Source organism: Clostridium sp. MF28, assembly GCF_002969175.1.
GTDB lineage: Bacteria > Bacillota > Clostridia > Clostridiales > Clostridiaceae > Clostridium > Clostridium beijerinckii.
Genome location: NZ_CP014331.1, coordinates 3,821,232 through 3,841,036 on the forward strand (window position 1 = coordinate 3,821,232; position 19,805 = coordinate 3,841,036).

A 19,805-nucleotide genomic window follows, 5' to 3' on the forward strand; every position below is an offset into this window, starting at 1 on the left:
TGTTGAGTATGGAGAAAATTACTATTGATGGAACTAATGTATGTTGGTGGTATTCACAAATGGTTCCAAAGGAAATATCAATAAAACCGCTATTATCAATTATTGAAGCAATAATTGATAATGATGATGAATTTTATTGTGTGTTTGATGCTTCTATTTATTATGATTTAAAACAAAGTGGTAAAAATGACGAAAATAACATTTTATCTGATTTAGTAAATGATTTTCCTGATAATTTTTATATTGTCACAGGTTCAAGCCGTGCAGATGGAGTAGTTCTTCATGATGCTGAATTTTATGATAGAAGGATCATAAGTAATGACATTTACAAAGACTATGTAGAGAAATATTTATGGTTAGCAGATAGATATAGTTCGAGATTAATACAAGGGAATTTACAAAGAAGTGGCTTATTAACAGTTGATAAATTAAAATATGGAAAACTTAATTTGAGTGAAGATATTAAAGAGCAAGGTAGAATAATAAAAGAAAAATTGTCTTTAAAAAACTCTCCTGAAATGATTGAAGTTGAAAGTGAGATTAATAAGAAAAGGAAAGTTTTAAACGAAATTAATGAAAAAATACAAAAAGAAAATACAAACTTAGAGAGTGTATTAAATCAAATTAAATTTATCGAAGATAAGATTGCAGTACGAAAATACGCTGAAGAAAAATGTATTGAAGCTAATGATAGGCTAAAAGAAGAACAAAGAGTTATCCAAGAAAAAATCAATTCTTTAAATGAGCAATATATAGAACTCGAAAAAAAATTAAATGAAGCTGGTTTTTTGGTTAATTCTACTCAGATTCTTAAAGAAAAATATGAGACTATAGCTAAATTAGATGAAATTATAAGAGAAAAAGAATTAGAAACCAAGAGAATAGATGAAGAAAATAAATCAATTCATGAAAAATATAAAAAATATAAATTTGAAGTAAATGAAATTGAAAAAAACAAAAGAGAAGAAGAATTAAAACTTTTAGATGATAAAGAGTGCATAAAAAAAGCTCAAAAAGCTATTGGTGAATTTTTGGAACCGTATGGTATTGATAACAAAAGAGATAGACATAGTGGACAATCTCTTCTGAAAGAAGAGGATTTTATTCATTTTGATGGCTCTACATGGGACGTTGCTGTAAATGTATTAAATATGTCATTTTTAAAGCATCCAATTTGTGAAGAGTGTTATCAGAGAAACTATTATGATTTTAGAAATGCCTGTGGTGAATGTGGAAGTAAAAATGTGACGAAAAATCCACAAAAAATATGGAGTATAATTAATTCGTTTGCACCTAAAAAGTAACTATATTCTAAGATTCATTAAACTCATAGATTTATTTTAAATGAAATATGTTGGTACATAAAGTATTAAATTAGGTGCAGATAAAGGAAATTATAGCTTGTCACATCATTGACATATTAATACTATATTATAAATGTATAAGATAGTAAAACATTATTTACCCCTTATTAAATAAATGATAACCAGTATTTAGAATGGTCTATACACCCTAGTAGATCATTCTTTTTTATTTATGGTATGCTAGATTTAAGGTATAGTTAATACCAATAATGAAATTTTAAACAAGCTCTATTACTAAAGAAATTATAAAATTTAAGTTTATAGAAAAATAAAGATAAGGTTAATTTTATGGTTTTAATAATAGAGCATGTTTAAAATAATGTTTTTTGGGAGAGCAATTATACTAATAGAAAATAAATATTGTAAAGGGGAATTCGCTGCGCTCACCCCTGTACAATATTTATTTTCTATGGAGTTTAAGTATTTGCCCAAAAAACAACAGAGGCTTGTCCTATAATTTTGGTAGTTGATTCTGTAGGTTTTCAATGCTTTAAGTTTTGTTTTTAGTTTAGACTATTATTATATTTTAGTATAATTGATTTTTGATTTATTACTAGAATTAAGTATGTAAAGTGATCCTGAAGAGGTGGACCTCTTCAGGATTATTTTAGCTCAAGTTCAAGTTGTTTTGGGTTAGTGGTAATAAAGTATTTATATTTCTCTTTATAATATAGGCTTACTTTTCTTCTTGCTTCATAAGGTAGGGTATTTAAAAGGCAATCATATTGTGATTTTGAGGTAAATCCTTCTTCTTTTTTTAACCAGGTTGCAAAGGTCATTATAACAAATCCTTTCATATGTATTTTTACTTGGGACTCGTGACAAGATGCCTCTAATCCCATTCAGTTTTCAGGTGTTTTTGCCAATATTCATATTTTTCGTGATAAAACAAATCAGTTTTTTCGGCATCTTCTTTAGATTTTTGAGATATAATATCTAGCCATCCTTTATAGTGTGCAAATGAATTAAATCCTTCTTTGACTGTAAGCCATCTAATGAATGAAAAGTATCTCATATATGTAAAATCCTTTCTTAACTTTATATTATAATTATTCCCAATTATGCGAACAAATATTCTGTATTGCTTGTACAAAAATGAAATAAATTTTGTACAAAAAATGTATAGGAAAGTTATGTGTTGGACAGAATAATTTACTAGGAAGGAGTGGGAAATCCATGGAAGAAAGGAAAAAAGAAAAGATTAAAAAACCACCAACAAAGCAAGTTCATTTAGAATGCGATATGGCATTATATAATAAGTTTGAGGAGTATTGTTATAGAAACGGAAAAGATGTAAGTAAAACTATAAGGTCATTTATGAAAATGTGTATAGGAGAATAAAATGATAAATTTAAGGTACCTAAAAGGGTACTTTTTTGTACATAAAAATGTATTAAATTTCTATAAGTGGGCAGAATATAAATAGGGGAGGGAGAGCAAAAAAAGAAAAGGTGGTATTGAAATTGGATAAGAGAAAATATGAGGCAAAAACATTAATAGCAGAGTACAAATATTTGAGTGAACTTGAGGAATTCAGATTTTCTGAAACAGCTTATAGGTTAAAAGATGGCTCAATAATTATTGAGTATGATGGCGCTAGATTAAGTCTTTATGGGTTGAAATTAAGTTTTCAAAAGAGTATAGCAAGAAAAGGAATTTATAGTGTTGATGATAAAGATTATGAGTTTTGGAAATCAGTTAGAAGTAAAAGAGATGATAGCTATTTTATGGATTGGGAGGCTGAAATGGAGGAGCAGTTTAAAAGATCTCAAGAAGAATATTATAAACAAATAGCTACAGAGCATGAAAATGTACTTAAATGCGTTGGCTCTGATGAATTACCATTCTAATTACATAAGGGGAGAAAATCCCCCAGGAATAAACGCTATAATATGGACAAGCAATGAGGTGTCAGCAGCTATCTCAAATCTAAACGGGACAAGCTTCTGACCAGGATATATTGCCAAACTTTAGAAAAGCTTGTCCCACTGAGCAGCATACTAAGACATAGATTTTTTCATAGTGACTACACATATTTATTTAAAAATATAGTCAAGATCAAAAGCGAAGCGTATCTTTACTAGATTTTTAAATAAATATACCATAAGCTATGAAAAAACCTAGTTAAAAGTATTCTCTAAAGTTTCACCAGGGGGACGTTTTTGTGCAGGCTTTATTTTATATTTTCTCTATATTTAAATAATACAACAGCTTTAATGCCGAATAACTAAAAATAATTTCCATAAAACATCTTTTATTATTTTTAGTTATTGGACATTAAAGCGTTCGTTACACAATATACCTTTGTTACATGAAGTACCAAGCCTGTACAAAATGGAATTGCCATCACCTTTCTTAAACATACCTTAGTATTGGTGATGGCATGTCCAAGCCCCCCAATCTTTTGCCAGCTCGTCTGGCCAATATACTTTAGTTTTAGATTTCCCAATGCGCCCCACCGGGAACCCAAACAAAGGACTAGTCTAATGCGTAGAGATTCTTGGTGAATAAAAGGCTCCGACTGTGGAGGAGACTTTTAGGCGCCTAGAAGCTCTAGCTGATGACCTGTCCTTTTTTGGGTGGTGGATTAAGGCGCCCAAATGATTATCTAATAAAAGAATTTGTCCTTTAAAAAATGCGTATATAGGAATATATATAACTATAACAACTATACATACTCTAATATAAAAATATAATCATTCTAATATATAAATATCTAGCTTAAATACTATATGTAGTAAGATACCAAAAACTAATGGAGTGGCGCAGCCACAAGGAGCACGCAGTGCTCCTATATATTTATTCCTTGCTGCCGCAGGCCATCGGATTAAGGAGAAGTGCAAGCTGTATACCTATCACTATCGTTTATAGATACTTAATGAATATACAAATAAATAATCAATAAAAGCTATATGCAGCTTGTACTTCTCTTCATTTGTTTGAGCGTAAGCGAGTTATAATTTAGGGTAATAGGCAAGCTTTAAAGTGTACACATTTAGTTTAATCTATGCTATATCAACATACTTATCTATAAATATTATGAATGAGTTTATAAGCTTGTTTATTACTTCCTTTGACTTGAAGGTGAAGCCTTGAAATCACTAGCCACACTTTAAAATAACATCAGAAGAAAGTAACAATGCAATAGCTTGAAGCGGAGCTTTAATGTGTTGCGGATTGTTTCTTTCTGGCCATTAAGCTTAGAAGTAAATTTAGAGCTAAGTGGTAGCAGAAAACATTAAATTTTTTTATATGGTTTTGTAGTTGATAGTAATTGATATATATGAAAAAATTGTAATTACAGTTATAATATATGTATAATATGTTGCAGAATAGTATTTGTCTGTAAAACAAAGGGGATTTATATAATTAGCAGAAAAATTATAATTTGTGTAGGAGTATTAATATATTATGGATAATAAAGAATACTTGAAGTGGATTATGCCTTCAATAAAAAATAGAACTGTATCTAATGATAATTTAAATGGAAAATTAAACTTTAGAATTGAAAAGGCTAAAGAACAATATCAGTTGCCTGTAGTTAAGAGAGACGACATTATAAAGTATGTTAAGGATTTCCTATATTCTATGGATATGGAAATAGCTTTTGACCCAGCTATTAAACCCAAGAAAAGAGAAAAGCGAAGAATAGACTATTCCAAAATAAATAAAGAAAGTAAAGAAGATATTGTTTGGATAAAATTTACAACTGAAAACTATATAAGTGTTATCGGAACAGGTTGTGATATATATTTTTCTGATTATGCTAAAAACAATACTACGGCAGGTTTGATCAATCAATCTTTAGGTCTAGAATGGGATGATAGTGAGGTATTAATTTTTCCATTGAAGAATATTAAAGATGGATTATATAGATCAGATATAGAAAGTGGTATAGGAAATTATTTGATATCTAAAGGAGTACCGATTCTAGATTTTTATTCTCATAATTATTGAATTAGATCGTCTTTGTAAATTCCAATTTTAAGGGGGATAAAATGATTTTTGATGCAAATAAACTGGATATTTTAGGAGAAAGAAATGATGGAGGAGTTGATTTATGTATTATATCTTCTGGTTCACTAGATGATTCAGTAGAGACTCAGACTTTACTTTTAGATAAGATAGAAAACTATCTAGTATTTATAAAAAGTGATGAATTTAAAAAAGATTTTCCTATGGCTCAAAAAGATAATATACGTATTATTATGAAATTAGATGAAAAACCTTCAGAAATTATCTATGCCATTCTAGAAACAATTGTTCCATGGATAAATGAAAATGATGCGAAATTTGAATTAGAAATAAAGTAGGTGTATTCCAATTTAATGTTAAGTATTATAAATTGGAATTTATGGAGGAAATTTATATGGATAAAAAAGCAAAGAAAAAATTGATGTTTTGTTTAAGCGGTTTAGTAGTAGGCGGATATGGGATGTATAAAGGATTTATCAATAAAGAACCTCATGAATATAGTCTTGCATGGATAAAAAAATTAACGGATAGTCAGTGGGAAACTGAAAGAGAAATAGTACGACAGAAGTTTTGCTCTCCTAAATATGATGATTCTTTGAAAATTAAGTTTCAGAATATTTTAGATTTATTTGATAAGGTTAAAAGCGAAAGAGATTGGGCAGGGAAAAAGCCACAAGGACCTGCTTTTCATCGTGAACATGGGTGGTATTTGTAAAAAACTACATACCATTAACAAATTTTAATTTGTCTGATTAATTGAGTGGTTTCATATTAAAAATTTAAATAGCAAATTCAAAATATAAATAAGTTTAAAGGCAATAAACATTGTGCATGTTTATTGCCTTTTTCTCAAGCTACCTTATGAGAATCATCATTAGAACCATCGGTATCAATAGCTACTCCAAGTTTAGCTGATATTATAGTATTTAACTTATTAATTGATGATGATAAGTTAGCAATTTGTTTTTCTAAGCGTATTAGCAAATATGCGGCTACAGCTATAGCAAAGCCATTGTTAGTTACCAATGTAATTAAATCAGTTACTTGCATATATATCCACCTCCTCTTAATGGATATATGAATGTACATAAACAATTCGATTGTAGCTAATAAAATTTATTATAAATAATAGCTATAAAATATATTATTGATTTCCGCCTTCATTGACTATGTAATTATAATAGTGAGCTATAGCTAAATCTACTATTGTACTTACATAAGTATTTAAATCAGGATGTATGCTTTTAAGTTCGTTGATTTTCCTAACAGTAGAGGCTCTAAGCATATATGTTCTTTTAGTATCTAGGAATTCACCATTAATAGGTGGAGCCATACCATTTGCTACAGAAGCTTTTCTGTTATCTGCAAGGATCTTATTATTAAATGCAATAGTGCCATTTTCAGATGTAGCTGTATTATTAGATGAAACATTGTGAGTAGTATTATTAAGTTTAAGAGAGGAATCATTATTAGCATTAGTAACATTAATATTTTCTGCCACTACATCATCATCAAAGGAAAAAGATGAAATACATGGACCAGATGTAATTGGTTCAGATGTAAAGCCTAGTATTTCTTCATTTTCATCAGGAGCAAAATCGCTTTTAGGTGGTTCATTTTGTTTTCTTTTAGACATAAGAAATCTCCTTTACGTGTATTCTTACTTAGGATATATGTAAAAATGGAGAATATTCTAATATGGTAATATTCTTCACCATATTTATTCTTTAGAATATTACCATAGAAGAATATATATTCTTCAGAATATGCTTAAAAAGTGAGGGCTAAAAGGATGTTTGTATAAAAAATAGTATTTATTTTAATGTTATTGTAGATAACAAACCATATATCCATAATAGTAGCGGATAAATTTTTTGAAGCTGAAAATAAATTGTGGAGTGTGTTGTGATATGGTTAAGGATGAAATTAAAATTAAATCAGAAGAAGGAGAAGTATTTGATAAGAAACAAATAGCCCTTGCTATTAGAAATTCTACTTTTGATTATGATTCAAAATGTTCTTTGTTAGAGGAAGGAATACTTAATAAATGTGAAGGGTGCAGTTTGAAGTACATCTGTGATGGAATTGATCAAGTTGTTGACAATTATGTGGATAAAACTACAGAGGTTGTGAATAATTTTAATTTTGAGTAGGAAAATGAAATATTGATATCATTATAATAAATATAACGGCTCCAAGGATACATTGAACCTTGGAGCTGTTGATTTTTTATGTTTAATGATACAATGAAATATTATTTAGGATTTTTATTAAAATAGTTTTCTTTTTTAGAATAGCAGTAGAGTAGCACATATTTTTTATATAAGCATATTCCTTTATAGTGTAATTTCTATAGAATACAAAATCTATAAGTTCTTTTTCCTCTTCAGTTAAATTCTTAAGAGCTAATTTTAAATCTTCATAGTCACACATTTCACATAATGAAGTTTCAGTTGAGATTTCAAAGTCAGGAAAATTATTTTCAACATTATCATGTAAGCTTAATGCATCATTACCTTCAGTAGATCTTCTAGTTTTAATTCTTTTGATTAAATAACTCATATTATTTTTAATAGCATTAGTAGCATAGGCAACGAATCTATGCTTTTCTAAATTGTACATGGATACAGACTTAAAAAGAGATTGATAACATTCCTGAATAATATCATGTGAGTTAAACCCATCAATGAAAGTTCTTTTAGAAATATTATAAATTAATGGCCTAAATTCTTCAGATAATTTTTCTTTTGCTGCTTCATCATTATTTTTACATCTGGTAACTAAAGCTTCAATATAATTAAAATCCATATAAACCTCCTTTTTGAATCAAGAGTCATGAATTAAAGTGATAAAATTACATATATTGTGTTTGTTGTTGAATTTGTCTCTATATATAGTATATATGGCTGAAATACATATAACTTAGATGTAAATATAAAAAAATAAAAGATTAAGGAGATGATATGTAAAAATGAGTAATTTTATAATAGCAGTAGGTCATACTGCAAGTGGTAACACTGGATGTGGAGTTATTGATAGGTTAAATGAGAGCAATTGTACAAGAACTATAGGAGTTTTAGTATCACAGTATTTGCAGTATAAAGGGCATGGAGTTAATTTACTTAGAATAGATAAGGGCAATAGCTATAATTGTGAAGATTGTTATGAAAGAACAAATGAAGCTAATGAAATCGCAAAATCATTAGAGGTAGAATTGTATTTGGAGATTCATATTAATGCAGGGGGAGGAACTGGTCCAGAAGTATTGGTTACTGGTCAATCAGAAGTGGCTAACCAGTATGCTGTAAAAGTTAGTAATGCTTTGGCAGGTAGCTTAAATCTAACTAATAGAGGTGTAAAAACAAGAAGCCTTATTGTTTTAAATAAAACTGTTATGCCAGCAATATTGGTTGAGTGTTTGTTTGCTGATAGTGATGATGCAGATGTCTATGATCCAGAAGTTATTGCAAGGGCTATTGTTTGTGGATTAATTGGAGTTAATAGTTCTAGTTCTGAGGAATGGAAAGTGGGTTGGAATCAAAATCATATTGGATGGTTTTATTGTATGAGTGTCAATAATAAATGTTATTTTACATCAAAAGATGGCTGGCAGGAGATTAATGGAGAGTGGTATATTTTTGATGATAAGGGATATGCTTTGCAGAATTGCTGGTATAAAGATGTAAATAATAATGTCTGGTATTACTTAGATGAAAAGTGCAAGATGATAAGGGGAAGTATGGATAAACCTTTATGGAAGTGGATTGATTGTGGGTGTTATGCTTTTGATGAGGATGGGAAAATGTATTTTGATTGTGTTACACCTGATGGATTTGGAGTTGATAAGAGTGGATTTCGGATTAAGTAGTAGAATATTTTATTTTTAATTATACTAGTATTGTTGAGAATGAAATAGCAACTGCATAAGATCATCAATATAAGCAAATTAGTAAGGTAGTAAATGCGAGTAAGTTCATGTTTACTATCTTTAATTTTGGGAAAATATAGGAAGTTTCATATAGTAAATTCATTAATGTGAATATTTTATACATTTTTAGGAAGACTTTTGCTACAATTTATGGGAAAATAATAGAGAGATTATTATAGCAAATTACACTTTTAATTAAGGCATCATTTCTTATATACGTAATATTTATAGAAGTTATCATAAGGAGATTATGTATAATGGGAAAGTACAGTAATGGAAGAAACAAAGCACAACAATTTAAAAAAGAGAAATGGAAAATAAATAAACACAAAAAAGAGTTACATTTTTGCAAGGAAAATAATATTGAAGTTAATACTTTGGATGACAATTTTAAATGGAAACAGGATTATAATGATTGTTTATTAAGCCAAGAAAAAAAACGTAAAGAAGCCAACGCTTTGTTATTAAAATATAAACCCAAGAATCTATATAAATATTTATCTTTAGATTATGCTATTAAAAATTTAAAAGAAAGTGTATTAACATTCCAAAGTCCATTAAATTTCAATGATCCGTATGATAGTTTGGCAAATATGGAATTTGATAAATCCCCAATAGATATAGTTAAAGATTCAATTCATAATGAAAATTTAATATTTAAAGAACTTAGCGAAACGGTGGGATTTAAATATGTTGATCCTAATTATGTTGATAATATAGCTGAAAATTTTAAAGAAAAACTTTTGAAGAATTTTCAAAAGTTATCAGGGAGCGTTCGAATATGTTGTTTTTCAGAAAGAAATGATTCAATATTAATGTGGAGCCATTATGCTAATTATCATAAAGGTATCTGCATAGAATATGATTTTGATAAACTAAATGAACAATATAAAAATACAATGCTCAAAGAGATAGTTGATATATCGATATTTAATGAGTTATATCCAATCGTTTATAGTGAGAAGTTTCCTATAATTAAAGAGAAAATTACTAAAGAATCAGTGATGAAGGCTTTCACAACTAAATATATTGATTGGAAGTATGAATGTGAATGGAGAATGATTACTAATGCCTTTGATGATAAAGAATCTTTTGTATTAAAGAAAGTTCCCAAGCCAGCAGCCATATACATGGGATGTAAAATAATTGATAGAGATAGAATAGATTTAATAAATATATGTGAAGAAAAGAGAATTTCTTTATATCAAATGAATATGAATCCGTATGATTTTAAGTTGGAAAAGACCCCTATTGTATTGGTAATTAATAATGAAATTTTTAAAAGTTATAAAAATAGCAGATTTATATTTAAATAAGTAGCGATAAGTTAAAAGATTAACTTGATTTAATACATAGTAAAATATCTAAAAGTTTTAGGATGTATGAGGATAAATTGGAAAAGATTGCAGTATAATAATTATATATGGAGGAAAAAATGAGTAAAGAAGTAGAAATAATATGCTTTGGAGTAGGATTTGGAGACTGTATTTATATTAAGCTTCCTAATGATATTCAAATAATTATAGATACTGGTCATTGTAATAAATTATTAGATGTCAAGAAGAAATTACTATCGGAGGGAAGAAATATAGATTATGTATTTCTAACTCATGCACACGGGGATCATATAGGTGGAATATTACAGTTGATAGGTACTACAGAACTAGGTATAAAAGGAGTATTCTATTGGACACCAGACGATAATAACATAAGTAAAACCAATTTAAAAAAGATTCAACAATTAACTAATATATCAGTGGATAAAGATAATATGATTCATTGTGAACAAATAGATAAAGAGGTTCTTTTAAGAATAGAAGAAATTTTTGATAAGTATATAAAAATATTGTATCCTGATTCTTCTAGTTTTCATAGGTATAATACAATTGATTTAAATGCTAATTCAATAGTAATTGATGTAATTATTGATGAATATCATTTGTTATTTATGGGTGATGCTACAGTGGAAAACGAGAATATAATATTAGAGAAGTGTAAAGAAGAAAAAATAGACTTAACAAGGACGATTTTTTGGAAAATTGGGCATCATGCAAGTGATACAGCATCTAGTGAGAACTTTATGAATACAATCTTAGGGGATAAATTTAAAAAAGCAGTATGCTCATGTAAGGAATCTTGGGATTATCCAGGTAATGAGAGTAAACCACCAAGTGTAAGTAAAGTTAAGCAGATTAATGAAAAGCTATCCAAGTTAGGTGAAAATATATATTTTACTGGTGAAACTCTAACGAGACGCGATATTAAGATGAAGTTTAAATTTGAAAATGGAAGTGTTGAATATGTGCAGATAAATAGAAATATATTTATAAAATTACTTGCTTTTTTTGAACATTCAGTCAATGAAACATGTTATTTTGAATATTATAAAAATGAAAAATCAGAAATTGATTTAGATGCTTTCTCGGTGGACAAGTTTCTTGAAGCAGAAACAAAAACTTTTTCTTTGTCGTTAGAAGAAAATATTTTGATACAATTACTACCTAATTACTACTATAATATTGAGGTTTCAAACATAAAAATGGAAGATGCTTATTTGATAGATAATAAAAATAATATTAGATTCTTGAATGAACTAGGCTTAGATATAGAAAAAAAATGGTACGCCAGGTTTCATATAAATTATAATGTTACAACATCTGTATCTGACCAATTTTTTAAAAGTAAAAAGATATTGGAAAAGTTAGATAATCTAAAGAAAAGGTTGTTAAAAGTATATATTGGAGGTATATCAGAGGAAGATAATAATGGGGAATATAACCATATTGAAAAATATAATAATTGGATAAGGAAAAAGGATGAGAATAAGGAAAAACTTTATAAATATTTAGATATGGATACGTTAGATGAAGAAAATATGAATGGATTTGATTCAGCTATTAAATCTGTAATACCTAAATTTAAAATCAAAGATTCTCAAAATGAGGACAACACTACGAATAATTACATAGGAAATAAAACGCTTCAAGAGTATATAAAATTAAGAGAATTATTGCGAAAAGTTAAAGAATTTCAAAATATTAAAGAAGAAAAACAAGACTTTGAATTAACTGGAATTTATAAAGAATTATTAACTTTTCATGGATTTAAATATATAAGTATGTCAATTCTTTTAAATACAATAAATAATAAACAATTCCCGATTTTTGAACCAAGCCTTGAGAGATATATGAAAGTAGTCGGATTTAAAATTGATTCAGGAGAAGATTCGGATATACACGAAAAAACAGCTAAAAAATATTATAATTATCAAATAGCTATAAATCAAATGCTTCAATCATTTGGAAATTATTTAAACAAGGACATAGATAATTACGATGCAGTTAATTATTATATTAAAAATATTTTAAATTTGTTTGAGTTGTAGCTAATTTAGAAAGTAATTTGTGAGATAAATATATTTACATATAAAAAATATAAAGTATTTTAATGTTGTTATTGTAATAAAGGAGGAAATATAATGCTTAAAAAGTTGAAGAATAATGTTATGGCTAAAAAAATTTTTTTTGGAAATTATAAAGGAGGAGTTGGAAAAACTACGAGTACATATAATTTGGCGGTTGAAATGGCTAAACAAAATAATAAAAAAGTATTATTGATTGATCTAGATCCACAATCTTCACTAAGCGAAGTCTGCATGAAAAGTTATGGAAAACAACTAGATGATTTAGAAAGTAATGAGACTTTGAATTTTGTTTATGATATATATATGCAGATAAAAAGTATTGGAAATATTAATGCAAAAGTAGATTACAAAAGTATAATTAAAACAACCAATCAAATTGATTTTATTCCTAATAGCTTATTTTATAAAAATGGTGGATTGGATAAGATAAGCATGGATTTAAGGATTGATGATCATTCTGAAAATATTTTGATTTTACGAGATTTTTTGGAAGATAATGAATTAATATATAAATATGATTTTATTTTTTTTGATTGTCCACCAAGCAATAATATAATAACTCAAAGTGCTTTTTTATATTCAGATTATTATATTGTTCCAACAATTATGGATGAATTAAGTGTTAAAGGTGTAAAGCATTATGTTAATGTTATAGAAAATGTATATAAAAGTTATTGTGAAGATGGTAAATATCCTGAACTATTTACACTTATTTTTGGTAGATGTCCTCAATTATTAGGAATATTTGAAACGATGAGAAAAGGAAATACTGATACAACTAAATATAGAAATCGAATTAAGGGTGATTTTCATTTGTTTCAAAATGAAATTAAAGATAGGAAGGATGTATCAGAAACAATGGGTGCTGGAGTGGAAACAAATTATATGGAATATATTGAACTTGCTAATGAGATATTAGAATATATTGAAGAAATGGAGGAATAAAATGAAAACAGAAGATTTAATAGACATTTTGGAAAGATATAATAAGATTGAAAATTTATTTAATTCAATACCAAATGGAGGCGAAATTTCGGATTTGGTAAGGCTTCTTAAGAATTATCCTAATGTTGATATTGAAAATCTTATTGAAGAAAAAAATTACTCAAAGGAAAGTAAAAGTAAAGATAGAGATATATTCATGCAGATAGTTCAAGAATCTAAAGATGGGAAATTAAATTGGGAACATTATAAGATATCAGATAGTGTAAAGGAAAATGCTGATAACATAATCGAATGGTGGAGTTCATTAACAAATATTCAAAGAGATAAATTTAGGATTTTAGAATTAAATATAATATTATATCTTATTTCTAGTGAATTCAAAGAGTATAGAAATGAAAAAAAGAAAACTCTCATTATTTTTATTACAAATATTGTTAGAGATAAAAAAATGAATAAATCATATCAGAATATTGTTGTTTAGTAGATAATTAAGGATTACAGAACTCGGCTTATATATAACATTAAAACTAACAGTCTAAAGAATTTACAAATTAGTTTTTATATTCTTAAGGCTGTTTTGTTATATATAAATTTAAGGAGGAATACTATGCTTACTATTGAAGAATATATTGAAAAGAGAAAAAAGGAAGATAAGTTGAATGAGTTTGACCTGGATAAAAGACTGGAGAATATTAAGTGCTGCATTGATTATATATTTGAATATTACAATAATTATTTAGATATCAGTGAAATTGATCAAAAAACTATATTAAATAATGAAAGACTTAATAAATATAGAAAGCAATTAAGTAAGTATAGTGATAATATTAAAGATTGGCTTGTAGATACCTATGATAAGCATGGGAATTGTATGAATAAAATTATAGGAAATATACTTGATGAGAATGAATTGTTTCTTGCTATGAGTGCAGATGGAGAATTTAGAAGTATTTCTTATGAATATTATTCTGGTTTAATAAAGAAATATCCTTATCTAAAGAATCAATCAGAAATGATATTTCTATTTATTAAAGATTATCATAGGATGAAAAGTAATGAGGAATTTGGAGCTCCATTTTTATCTGACAAAATCACAGCTTGGCTAGAGGATACCATGGAAAAGTATGGTGTAAATATAGAGGTTTTTGTATACTCATACTTAAATAAATTTTTTGATAATGATGATATGTGGCCTAGGACTCATAAAAAGAGAGTTGAAAATTCATATAGAAAATATGAATATGATTATACTAAGAAAACAAATTTGTTTGGTATTGATTTGTTATATCCGAAGATTTCTAGTAAACCATATATAAAAGGTAAAAAGCAGTATATAGAGATATTAATGATGTATTTTTGGCTAAAAGAGTTTGATGGAGATGACGAATATTGGGATAAATATTTAGAGATGATTTTTACAAAGGATAAAGATGATAAAAATTAAAAAATATACAAAGAAGCATAGAAAAAAAATTAATTTGAAATGAAATTTTATATAAGCATTATTTTGGCTATAATATAAATATCAAATAATGTGAAGTTTTATGTGGATAAATATAAAAATAAGGACAAAGATTGTGAATAAAATTATTTTTAATGTTAAAATAGGAATATAGATATTTGGATTTAATAGTAAGTAGCAAAGGATAGATAATTTAAAGGAATGGAGGGATGAGAAGGGTTATGGAACTTGATATATTTTCGCTAGTTGAAAATGATGAAATTGAATGTAAGAAAGCTGGAGGGGGATTGCCTAAGGATCTATGGGAAACTTATTCAGCTTTTGCTAATACCAATGGAGGAACAATTCTTCTTGGAGTGAAGGAAGAAAAGGGGAAGTTTTATCCTATTGGAGTGGAGAATGCAGAAGATATTATTAAGGACTTATGGGATAATTTAAATAATTCTAAAAAAGTAAGCTCCAATATATTAAGTAACAATTCTGTTGAAACCAGAGTAGTCGAGGATAAAACAATAGTATTAATAAATGTACCCAAAGCAGATAGAAGACAAAGGCCAGTATATATTGGAGAAAATCCATTTAATGAAGGTAAGAGTTCTGGAACATTTAGAAGAAATTATTCTGGAGATTATAAATGCTCTAGTGAAGAGATAAAAAGAATGTTGGCAGATCAGGGTGAGATATCACAAGATAGTGTTATCTTAGATGGATTTGGAATGGAAGATTTAAATATTGATACTATTAATAGTTTTAGAAATAGATTAGGTACGCTAAAACCACAACATCCATGGCTATCGTTAGATAATAAAACTTTTCTTTATAAATTAGGTGCTTATGGAAAAGATAGAAAATCAGGTAGAGAAGGAATAACTGCAGCAGGGCTTTTGATGTTTGGAGAAGAAAGATCAATTGTAGATGAATTTCCTAAGTATTTTCTAGATTACAGAGAAAAATTATCTGATGAAGTTAGATGGGATTATAGGATTATATCATCTGATGGAACATGGTCTGGAAATTTATTTGATTTCTATTTTAAGATTATAAATAAAATAACAGATAATTTAAATATTCCTTTTAGAACTATTGATGGAATCAGGCAGGAAGATACAAGAGTTCATAAGGCTGTCAGAGAAGCAGTTGCAAATTCCATTATACATGCAGATTATAGATTACCTAGAGGAATAGTTATTGAAAAGGGAAAAACTTATTTTAAATTTTTTAATCCAGGTAATTTACGGATAACAAGAGAAGAAGCACTAAAAGGTGGAGTCAGTGATCCAAGAAATGAAAACATATTTAAGATGTTTAATTTGTTAGGTGTTGGTGAAAGAGCAGGATCTGGTCTTGAAAATATCCATTTAGCATGGAAAGAGCAAAAATGGATAGTTCCAGATTTAGAAGAAACCTATGATCCAGATAGAATTACACTTACCTTAAAAACAACATCAATATTGCCTAAAGAAAGTATTGAAAAGCTTAAATCAGTTCTTAAAGAAAAATATTCAAAGTTAAGTAAGGATGAAGTTATGGCTTTAGTTACAGCAGAGCAGGAAGAATGTGTAACTAATAATAGATTGCAACAACTTTTAGATACCCACACAGTAAATAGTAATAAAATATTATCTTCATTAGTAGATAAGGGATTTTTAGAAGCAGATGGTGTTGGAAGAGGAACTAAATATATGCTTTCTAGTATGTTTGATGATGAAAATTCAAGTCCTATAGATGATGGGGATAATATAGTTAATGATGTAAAGCTTAAAGATAACGAAGTTAAAATATTAAATTATGTAACACAAAATGGATATATTACTAATTCAATCTGTAAATCTGAATTAGGCTTGGAAAAATATAAAAGTGTAAGACTATTTAATAGCTTAATAAAAAAAGAAAAAATAAAAAAAGAAGGTTCAGGTAATAAAATTAGATATGTTCTAAAATAGCTAAAGTGTAACGTAAGTAATGAAAATGTAACGGAAAGCGGTATGAGTGCAACGAAGCAACAGAAAAGTGCAACGAAGCAACAGAAAAGTGCAACGAAGCAACAGAAAAGTGCAACGATATAACATTAGTAGTTCTTTAAAATAAATTAAGGAAGGAATTAAAAAATAATATTGTTTTTAGTAGGATAAGGTGAAAATTATATAGGTACTAAGTATGAAAAAAAGTATCGAGTATATAGCTGAAAATAACAAAATATCAAAGAGAGTTATAGGTAGTAAGGTACTGAGTATAAGAAAGAAAGTACCGAGTAGACAGGTTGAAAGTGATAGACTATAAGATAAGAGAGAATGAGAAAGGTACGGAGTAATAAATAGAAAAGTACCGAGTAGACAAATTAAAAATGATAGAATACCAAGAATAGATATAGAAAGATGTTAAACATATTGTCTATAATATATATTATAAATGATAAGATAAGAATGTAAGGAAATGATCATTTAAGAATGTACAAATTAGTTTTTATAAATTATAATTACCCAATATTTATTGGGGGTAATTATGATTATACAAACAAACATTTATTCAGAAATTAAAATAAATAAGGTAGAAGATCTTCATAAATTAAAGCCACTTATGGAGGTAAACAATTTGAAAGTAAATAAAAGCCAAATAGCTAGAGAACTTGGAGTTGATCCTCGAACCGTAGGCAAATATATAAATGGATATGTCAAACCTACCACTAGAAAATGCAAATCTAAAATAGAAGCTTTTGAGCCTATTATAAAAGAGCTTCTTAGCAAAGATTCAATTCAAGTATTTTATTATAAACGTATTTTATGGCAATATCTAAAAGATAATCATGGACTAGATTGCGCACAATCTTCGTTTAGAAGATACATTTCTAATCACTCAGAATTTAATGAGTACTTTAATAATAGGAAAAAAGGACATATATCAAATGCTTCGCCTATGCGATATGAAACGGAGAAAGGGCAACAAGCACAATTGGATTGGAAAGAAAATATAGAATTTGTTTTGACTACAGGTGAAATTATTAATATAAATATTTTTGTGGTAATCCTTTCATACTCAAGGTTTAGAGTATATAAATTATCGATTGATAAAACGCAAGATATACTACTATCTTTTTTAGATGAGTCATTCGAAACTTTTGGAGGTGTGCCAAAAGAATTACTAACAGATAACATGAAAACAGTTATGGATAACCCTCGAACTACTTATTCTAAGGGAAAAGTAAACAATAAATTTCAACAATTTGCAGATGACTATGGATTTAAGGTCCGTCCCTGCATAGCAGGAAGACCGAATACAAAAGCAAAAGTTGAGGCTCCTATGAAACTATTAGACGAAATAAGGGCCTATAATGGAACCTTAGATTATGAAGGTCTGCATAAGCTTGTTTCGGATTTAAACAATAGAATTAATGGTACATGCCATACATCAACTGGTAAAATACCCATATTGCATTTAGAAAAAGAAAAAGATTTCTTATCAGAACTGCCTAAAGTACAGATAAGAAATCACCACAAAATAATCACCACAAATGTTAAAGTAAATCGCCAAAGTATGATTTCATATAAATCAAACCAATATTCTGTACCACCAGAATATATAGGTAAAAAACTAAAACTTCAAGTTTATGATGATCAACTACATGTGTATTATAGCACAAAGTTAGTTACTATTCATAGAATAAAAAATCAGAAGTTAAATTATCATGCTGATCATTATGCTGAAATCAGTGGTTTAACATTTAATAAAAATTCATATGAAATGATAGAAGTAGCCAGAAATAATTTGAAAATGATAGGAGAAATATATCAAAATGAATAGTACATATACACAACTCATAAATAATTTAGAATATTTGAAGATGAAGCAAATGATTACTCATTTGGACGAAGTTATTGATTTTACAACAAAAAACAATCTATCTTTTGTTGATGCTTTAATTAAGCTTACAGCTCACGAGATCGACTGTAAAGAAGCCAATATGATTAAATCAATGGTTAAGGTTGGGGCTTTTCCACATCAAAAGGAAATTAAAGATTTTGACTTTAATTTTCAACCTGGAATTAATAAAGATCAAATATTGGATTTTTTAACACTGCGTTTTTTAGAATCACAAGAAAATATTGTATTTTTAGGTTCTAGCGGAGTTGGGAAAACACATCTTGCGACATCTATAGGAATCGCGGCTGCGAAGCGCCGGTACAGTACATATTTCATTAAGTGTAATGATTTGCTGCAGCAGCTAAAACGAGCAAATTTAGAGAATAGGTTAGATGCTAGACTTAAGCATTTTAGTAAGTATAAACTTCTTATTATTGATGAATTGGGATATTTACCTATAGATAAAGAAGATTCGAAACTGTTTTTCCAATTAATTGATATGAGGTATGAGAAAAAAAGCACTATCTTAACTACCAACATAAATTTTAACTCTTGGGATGATATTTTTTATGATCCTGTTATAGCTAGTGCTATCTTAGATAGAATTTTACATCACGCCCATGTTGTTACAATCAATGGAAAATCATATAGACTAAAAGATCATTTTAAACAAGAAGAAGATTAAAAAACCACATTCTTAAATGATCAAAAAGTTACATTTCTAGCTTGACATTTATATATATCAACAAGTAATAGAATTTTGTGTAGATAAGTATTAAGAATAAAGACAATAATGTGAATAAAAATAGTATTAATGTTTAAATTAGTTTCTATCCAAAGTTGATTAAA

Annotated in this window: 22 protein-coding genes; 17 read left to right on the top strand and 5 right to left on the bottom strand. The window is 27.8% G+C overall.

The genetic code is table 11. The features are described 5' to 3' along the window. Positions 1-8 precede the first annotated feature (8 nt). Entirely contained in the window at positions 9-1,304 is a 1,296-nt protein-coding gene (locus AXY43_RS16790) for an NYN domain-containing protein (RefSeq protein ID WP_181246131.1), read from the top strand. 662 nt (positions 1,305-1,966) lie between these two features. Here the strand turns inward: AXY43_RS16790 and AXY43_RS16795 are convergent. Then, entirely contained in the window at positions 1,967-2,161 is a 195-nt protein-coding gene (locus AXY43_RS16795; RefSeq protein WP_181246133.1) for a hypothetical protein, read from the bottom strand. A gap of 35 nt (positions 2,162-2,196) precedes the next feature. Beyond that, on the bottom strand, positions 2,197-2,379 hold the full coding sequence (locus tag AXY43_RS28025; protein WP_181246130.1) for a hypothetical protein: 183 nt from the start codon (positions 2,377-2,379) through the stop codon (positions 2,197-2,199). A 161-nt stretch (positions 2,380-2,540) separates the two neighbouring features. Between AXY43_RS28025 and AXY43_RS28030 the strand changes: the two genes are divergently transcribed. The 5 genes from AXY43_RS28030 to AXY43_RS16815 all read left to right on the top strand — a co-directional run bounded on the left by AXY43_RS28030 (position 2,541) and on the right by AXY43_RS16815 (position 6,054). After that, positions 2,541-2,705, top strand: coding sequence for a hypothetical protein (locus AXY43_RS28030; RefSeq protein ID WP_171779866.1), 165 nt, complete (start codon positions 2,541-2,543; stop codon positions 2,703-2,705). Positions 2,706-2,827: 122 nt separating this feature from the next. Further along, positions 2,828-3,214, top strand: a complete 387-nt coding sequence (locus tag AXY43_RS16800) for a hypothetical protein (RefSeq protein ID WP_105411849.1) — start codon at positions 2,828-2,830, stop codon at positions 3,212-3,214. 1,561 nt (positions 3,215-4,775) lie between these two features. Beyond that, entirely contained in the window at positions 4,776-5,321 is a 546-nt protein-coding gene (locus AXY43_RS16805) for a hypothetical protein (protein WP_105411850.1), read from the top strand. 41 nt (positions 5,322-5,362) lie between these two features. After that, positions 5,363-5,677, top strand: coding sequence for a DUF6572 domain-containing protein (locus tag AXY43_RS16810; protein ID WP_105411851.1), 315 nt, complete (start codon positions 5,363-5,365; stop codon positions 5,675-5,677). A gap of 56 nt (positions 5,678-5,733) precedes the next feature. Then, entirely contained in the window at positions 5,734-6,054 is a 321-nt protein-coding gene (locus AXY43_RS16815) for a hypothetical protein (protein ID WP_105411852.1), read from the top strand. A gap of 134 nt (positions 6,055-6,188) precedes the next feature. Here AXY43_RS16815 and AXY43_RS16820 read toward each other — a convergent pair whose 3' ends face one another. After that, complete coding sequence (locus AXY43_RS16820) at positions 6,189-6,389, bottom strand: YvrJ family protein (protein WP_105411853.1); 201 nt, start codon at positions 6,387-6,389, stop codon at positions 6,189-6,191. Positions 6,390-6,483: 94 nt separating this feature from the next. After that, the gene (locus AXY43_RS16825) at positions 6,484-6,975 is read right to left on the bottom strand and encodes a hypothetical protein (RefSeq protein ID WP_105411854.1); all 492 of its coding nucleotides are present in this window, start codon (positions 6,973-6,975) and stop codon (positions 6,484-6,486) included. A 274-nt stretch (positions 6,976-7,249) separates the two neighbouring features. Between AXY43_RS16825 and AXY43_RS16830 the strand changes: the two genes are divergently transcribed. Further along, entirely contained in the window at positions 7,250-7,492 is a 243-nt protein-coding gene (locus tag AXY43_RS16830) for a hypothetical protein (protein WP_105411855.1), read from the top strand. Between the two features lie 82 nt (positions 7,493-7,574). On the opposite strand, the gene AXY43_RS16835 is transcribed toward AXY43_RS16830, so the two are convergent. Beyond that, positions 7,575-8,147 (bottom strand): RNA polymerase sigma factor, encoded by a 573-nt coding sequence (locus tag AXY43_RS16835; protein ID WP_105411856.1) that lies wholly within the window; start codon positions 8,145-8,147, stop codon positions 7,575-7,577. A 163-nt stretch (positions 8,148-8,310) separates the two neighbouring features. Between AXY43_RS16835 and AXY43_RS16840 the strand changes: the two genes are divergently transcribed. The 10 genes from AXY43_RS16840 (at position 8,311) to istB (ending at position 19,641) form a co-directional block, all read left to right on the top strand. Beyond that, complete coding sequence (locus AXY43_RS16840; protein ID WP_105411857.1) at positions 8,311-9,207, top strand: N-acetylmuramoyl-L-alanine amidase; 897 nt, start codon at positions 8,311-8,313, stop codon at positions 9,205-9,207. 317 nt (positions 9,208-9,524) lie between these two features. Then, entirely contained in the window at positions 9,525-10,583 is a 1,059-nt protein-coding gene (locus AXY43_RS16845) for a DUF2971 domain-containing protein (RefSeq protein ID WP_105411858.1), read from the top strand. Between the two features lie 119 nt (positions 10,584-10,702). Next, complete coding sequence (locus AXY43_RS16850; RefSeq protein WP_105411859.1) at positions 10,703-12,652, top strand: ComEC/Rec2 family competence protein; 1,950 nt, start codon at positions 10,703-10,705, stop codon at positions 12,650-12,652. A 93-nt stretch (positions 12,653-12,745) separates the two neighbouring features. Then, on the top strand, positions 12,746-13,636 hold the full coding sequence (locus AXY43_RS16855) for a ParA family protein (RefSeq protein WP_105411860.1): 891 nt from the start codon (positions 12,746-12,748) through the stop codon (positions 13,634-13,636). A 1-nt stretch (position 13,637) separates the two neighbouring features. Continuing rightward, a complete protein-coding gene (locus AXY43_RS16860; RefSeq protein WP_105411861.1) occupies positions 13,638-14,117 on the top strand; it encodes a hypothetical protein in 480 nt (159 codons plus the stop codon). Positions 14,118-14,243: 126 nt separating this feature from the next. Continuing rightward, the gene (locus AXY43_RS16865) at positions 14,244-15,080 is read left to right on the top strand and encodes a hypothetical protein (RefSeq protein ID WP_105411862.1); all 837 of its coding nucleotides are present in this window, start codon (positions 14,244-14,246) and stop codon (positions 15,078-15,080) included. Positions 15,081-15,307: 227 nt separating this feature from the next. Next, the gene (locus AXY43_RS16870; RefSeq protein WP_242986321.1) at positions 15,308-17,041 is read left to right on the top strand and encodes an RNA-binding domain-containing protein; all 1,734 of its coding nucleotides are present in this window, start codon (positions 15,308-15,310) and stop codon (positions 17,039-17,041) included. 214 nt (positions 17,042-17,255) lie between these two features. Continuing rightward, positions 17,256-17,378 (top strand): hypothetical protein, encoded by a 123-nt coding sequence (locus tag AXY43_RS28515; protein ID WP_278337368.1) that lies wholly within the window; start codon positions 17,256-17,258, stop codon positions 17,376-17,378. Positions 17,379-17,600: 222 nt separating this feature from the next. Beyond that, the gene (gene istA / locus AXY43_RS16875; protein ID WP_077857071.1) at positions 17,601-18,896 is read left to right on the top strand and encodes an IS21 family transposase; all 1,296 of its coding nucleotides are present in this window, start codon (positions 17,601-17,603) and stop codon (positions 18,894-18,896) included. Next, complete coding sequence (gene istB / locus AXY43_RS16880) at positions 18,889-19,641, top strand: IS21-like element helper ATPase IstB (RefSeq protein ID WP_078114545.1); 753 nt, start codon at positions 18,889-18,891, stop codon at positions 19,639-19,641. Before istA ends, istB begins: the two co-directional genes overlap by 8 nt. The last annotated feature ends 164 nt before the right edge of the window (positions 19,642-19,805 follow it).

What these genes read in the sequence shown, in the direction of transcription:
- AXY43_RS16790 (WP_181246131.1), top strand. Translation starts at nt 9, where the DNA reads ATGGAGAAAATTACTATTGATGGAACTAATGTATGTTGGTGGTATTCA.
- AXY43_RS16795 (WP_181246133.1), bottom strand. Translation starts at nt 2,161, where the DNA reads ATGAAAGGATTTGTTATAATGACCTTTGCAACCTGGTTAAAAAAAGAA.
- AXY43_RS28025 (WP_181246130.1), bottom strand. Translation starts at nt 2,379, where the DNA reads ATGAGATACTTTTCATTCATTAGATGGCTTACAGTCAAAGAAGGATTT.
- AXY43_RS28030 (WP_171779866.1), top strand. Translation starts at nt 2,541, where the DNA reads ATGGAAGAAAGGAAAAAAGAAAAGATTAAAAAACCACCAACAAAGCAA.
- AXY43_RS16805 (WP_105411850.1), top strand. Translation starts at nt 4,776, where the DNA reads ATGGATAATAAAGAATACTTGAAGTGGATTATGCCTTCAATAAAAAAT.
- AXY43_RS16810 (WP_105411851.1), top strand. Translation starts at nt 5,363, where the DNA reads ATGATTTTTGATGCAAATAAACTGGATATTTTAGGAGAAAGAAATGAT.
- AXY43_RS16815 (WP_105411852.1), top strand. Translation starts at nt 5,734, where the DNA reads ATGGATAAAAAAGCAAAGAAAAAATTGATGTTTTGTTTAAGCGGTTTA.
- AXY43_RS16820 (WP_105411853.1), bottom strand. Translation starts at nt 6,389, where the DNA reads ATGCAAGTAACTGATTTAATTACATTGGTAACTAACAATGGCTTTGCT.
- AXY43_RS16825 (WP_105411854.1), bottom strand. Translation starts at nt 6,975, where the DNA reads ATGTCTAAAAGAAAACAAAATGAACCACCTAAAAGCGATTTTGCTCCT.
- AXY43_RS16830 (WP_105411855.1), top strand. Translation starts at nt 7,250, where the DNA reads ATGGTTAAGGATGAAATTAAAATTAAATCAGAAGAAGGAGAAGTATTT.
- AXY43_RS16835 (WP_105411856.1), bottom strand. Translation starts at nt 8,147, where the DNA reads ATGGATTTTAATTATATTGAAGCTTTAGTTACCAGATGTAAAAATAAT.
- AXY43_RS16840 (WP_105411857.1), top strand. Translation starts at nt 8,311, where the DNA reads ATGAGTAATTTTATAATAGCAGTAGGTCATACTGCAAGTGGTAACACT.
- AXY43_RS16845 (WP_105411858.1), top strand. Translation starts at nt 9,525, where the DNA reads ATGGGAAAGTACAGTAATGGAAGAAACAAAGCACAACAATTTAAAAAA.
- AXY43_RS16850 (WP_105411859.1), top strand. Translation starts at nt 10,703, where the DNA reads ATGAGTAAAGAAGTAGAAATAATATGCTTTGGAGTAGGATTTGGAGAC.
- AXY43_RS16855 (WP_105411860.1), top strand. Translation starts at nt 12,746, where the DNA reads ATGCTTAAAAAGTTGAAGAATAATGTTATGGCTAAAAAAATTTTTTTT.
- AXY43_RS16860 (WP_105411861.1), top strand. Translation starts at nt 13,638, where the DNA reads ATGAAAACAGAAGATTTAATAGACATTTTGGAAAGATATAATAAGATT.
- AXY43_RS16865 (WP_105411862.1), top strand. Translation starts at nt 14,244, where the DNA reads ATGCTTACTATTGAAGAATATATTGAAAAGAGAAAAAAGGAAGATAAG.
- AXY43_RS16870 (WP_242986321.1), top strand. Translation starts at nt 15,308, where the DNA reads ATGAGAAGGGTTATGGAACTTGATATATTTTCGCTAGTTGAAAATGAT.
- AXY43_RS28515 (WP_278337368.1), top strand. Translation starts at nt 17,256, where the DNA reads ATGAAAAAAAGTATCGAGTATATAGCTGAAAATAACAAAATATCAAAG.
- istA (WP_077857071.1), top strand. Translation starts at nt 17,601, where the DNA reads ATGATTATACAAACAAACATTTATTCAGAAATTAAAATAAATAAGGTA.
- istB (WP_078114545.1), top strand. Translation starts at nt 18,889, where the DNA reads ATGAATAGTACATATACACAACTCATAAATAATTTAGAATATTTGAAG.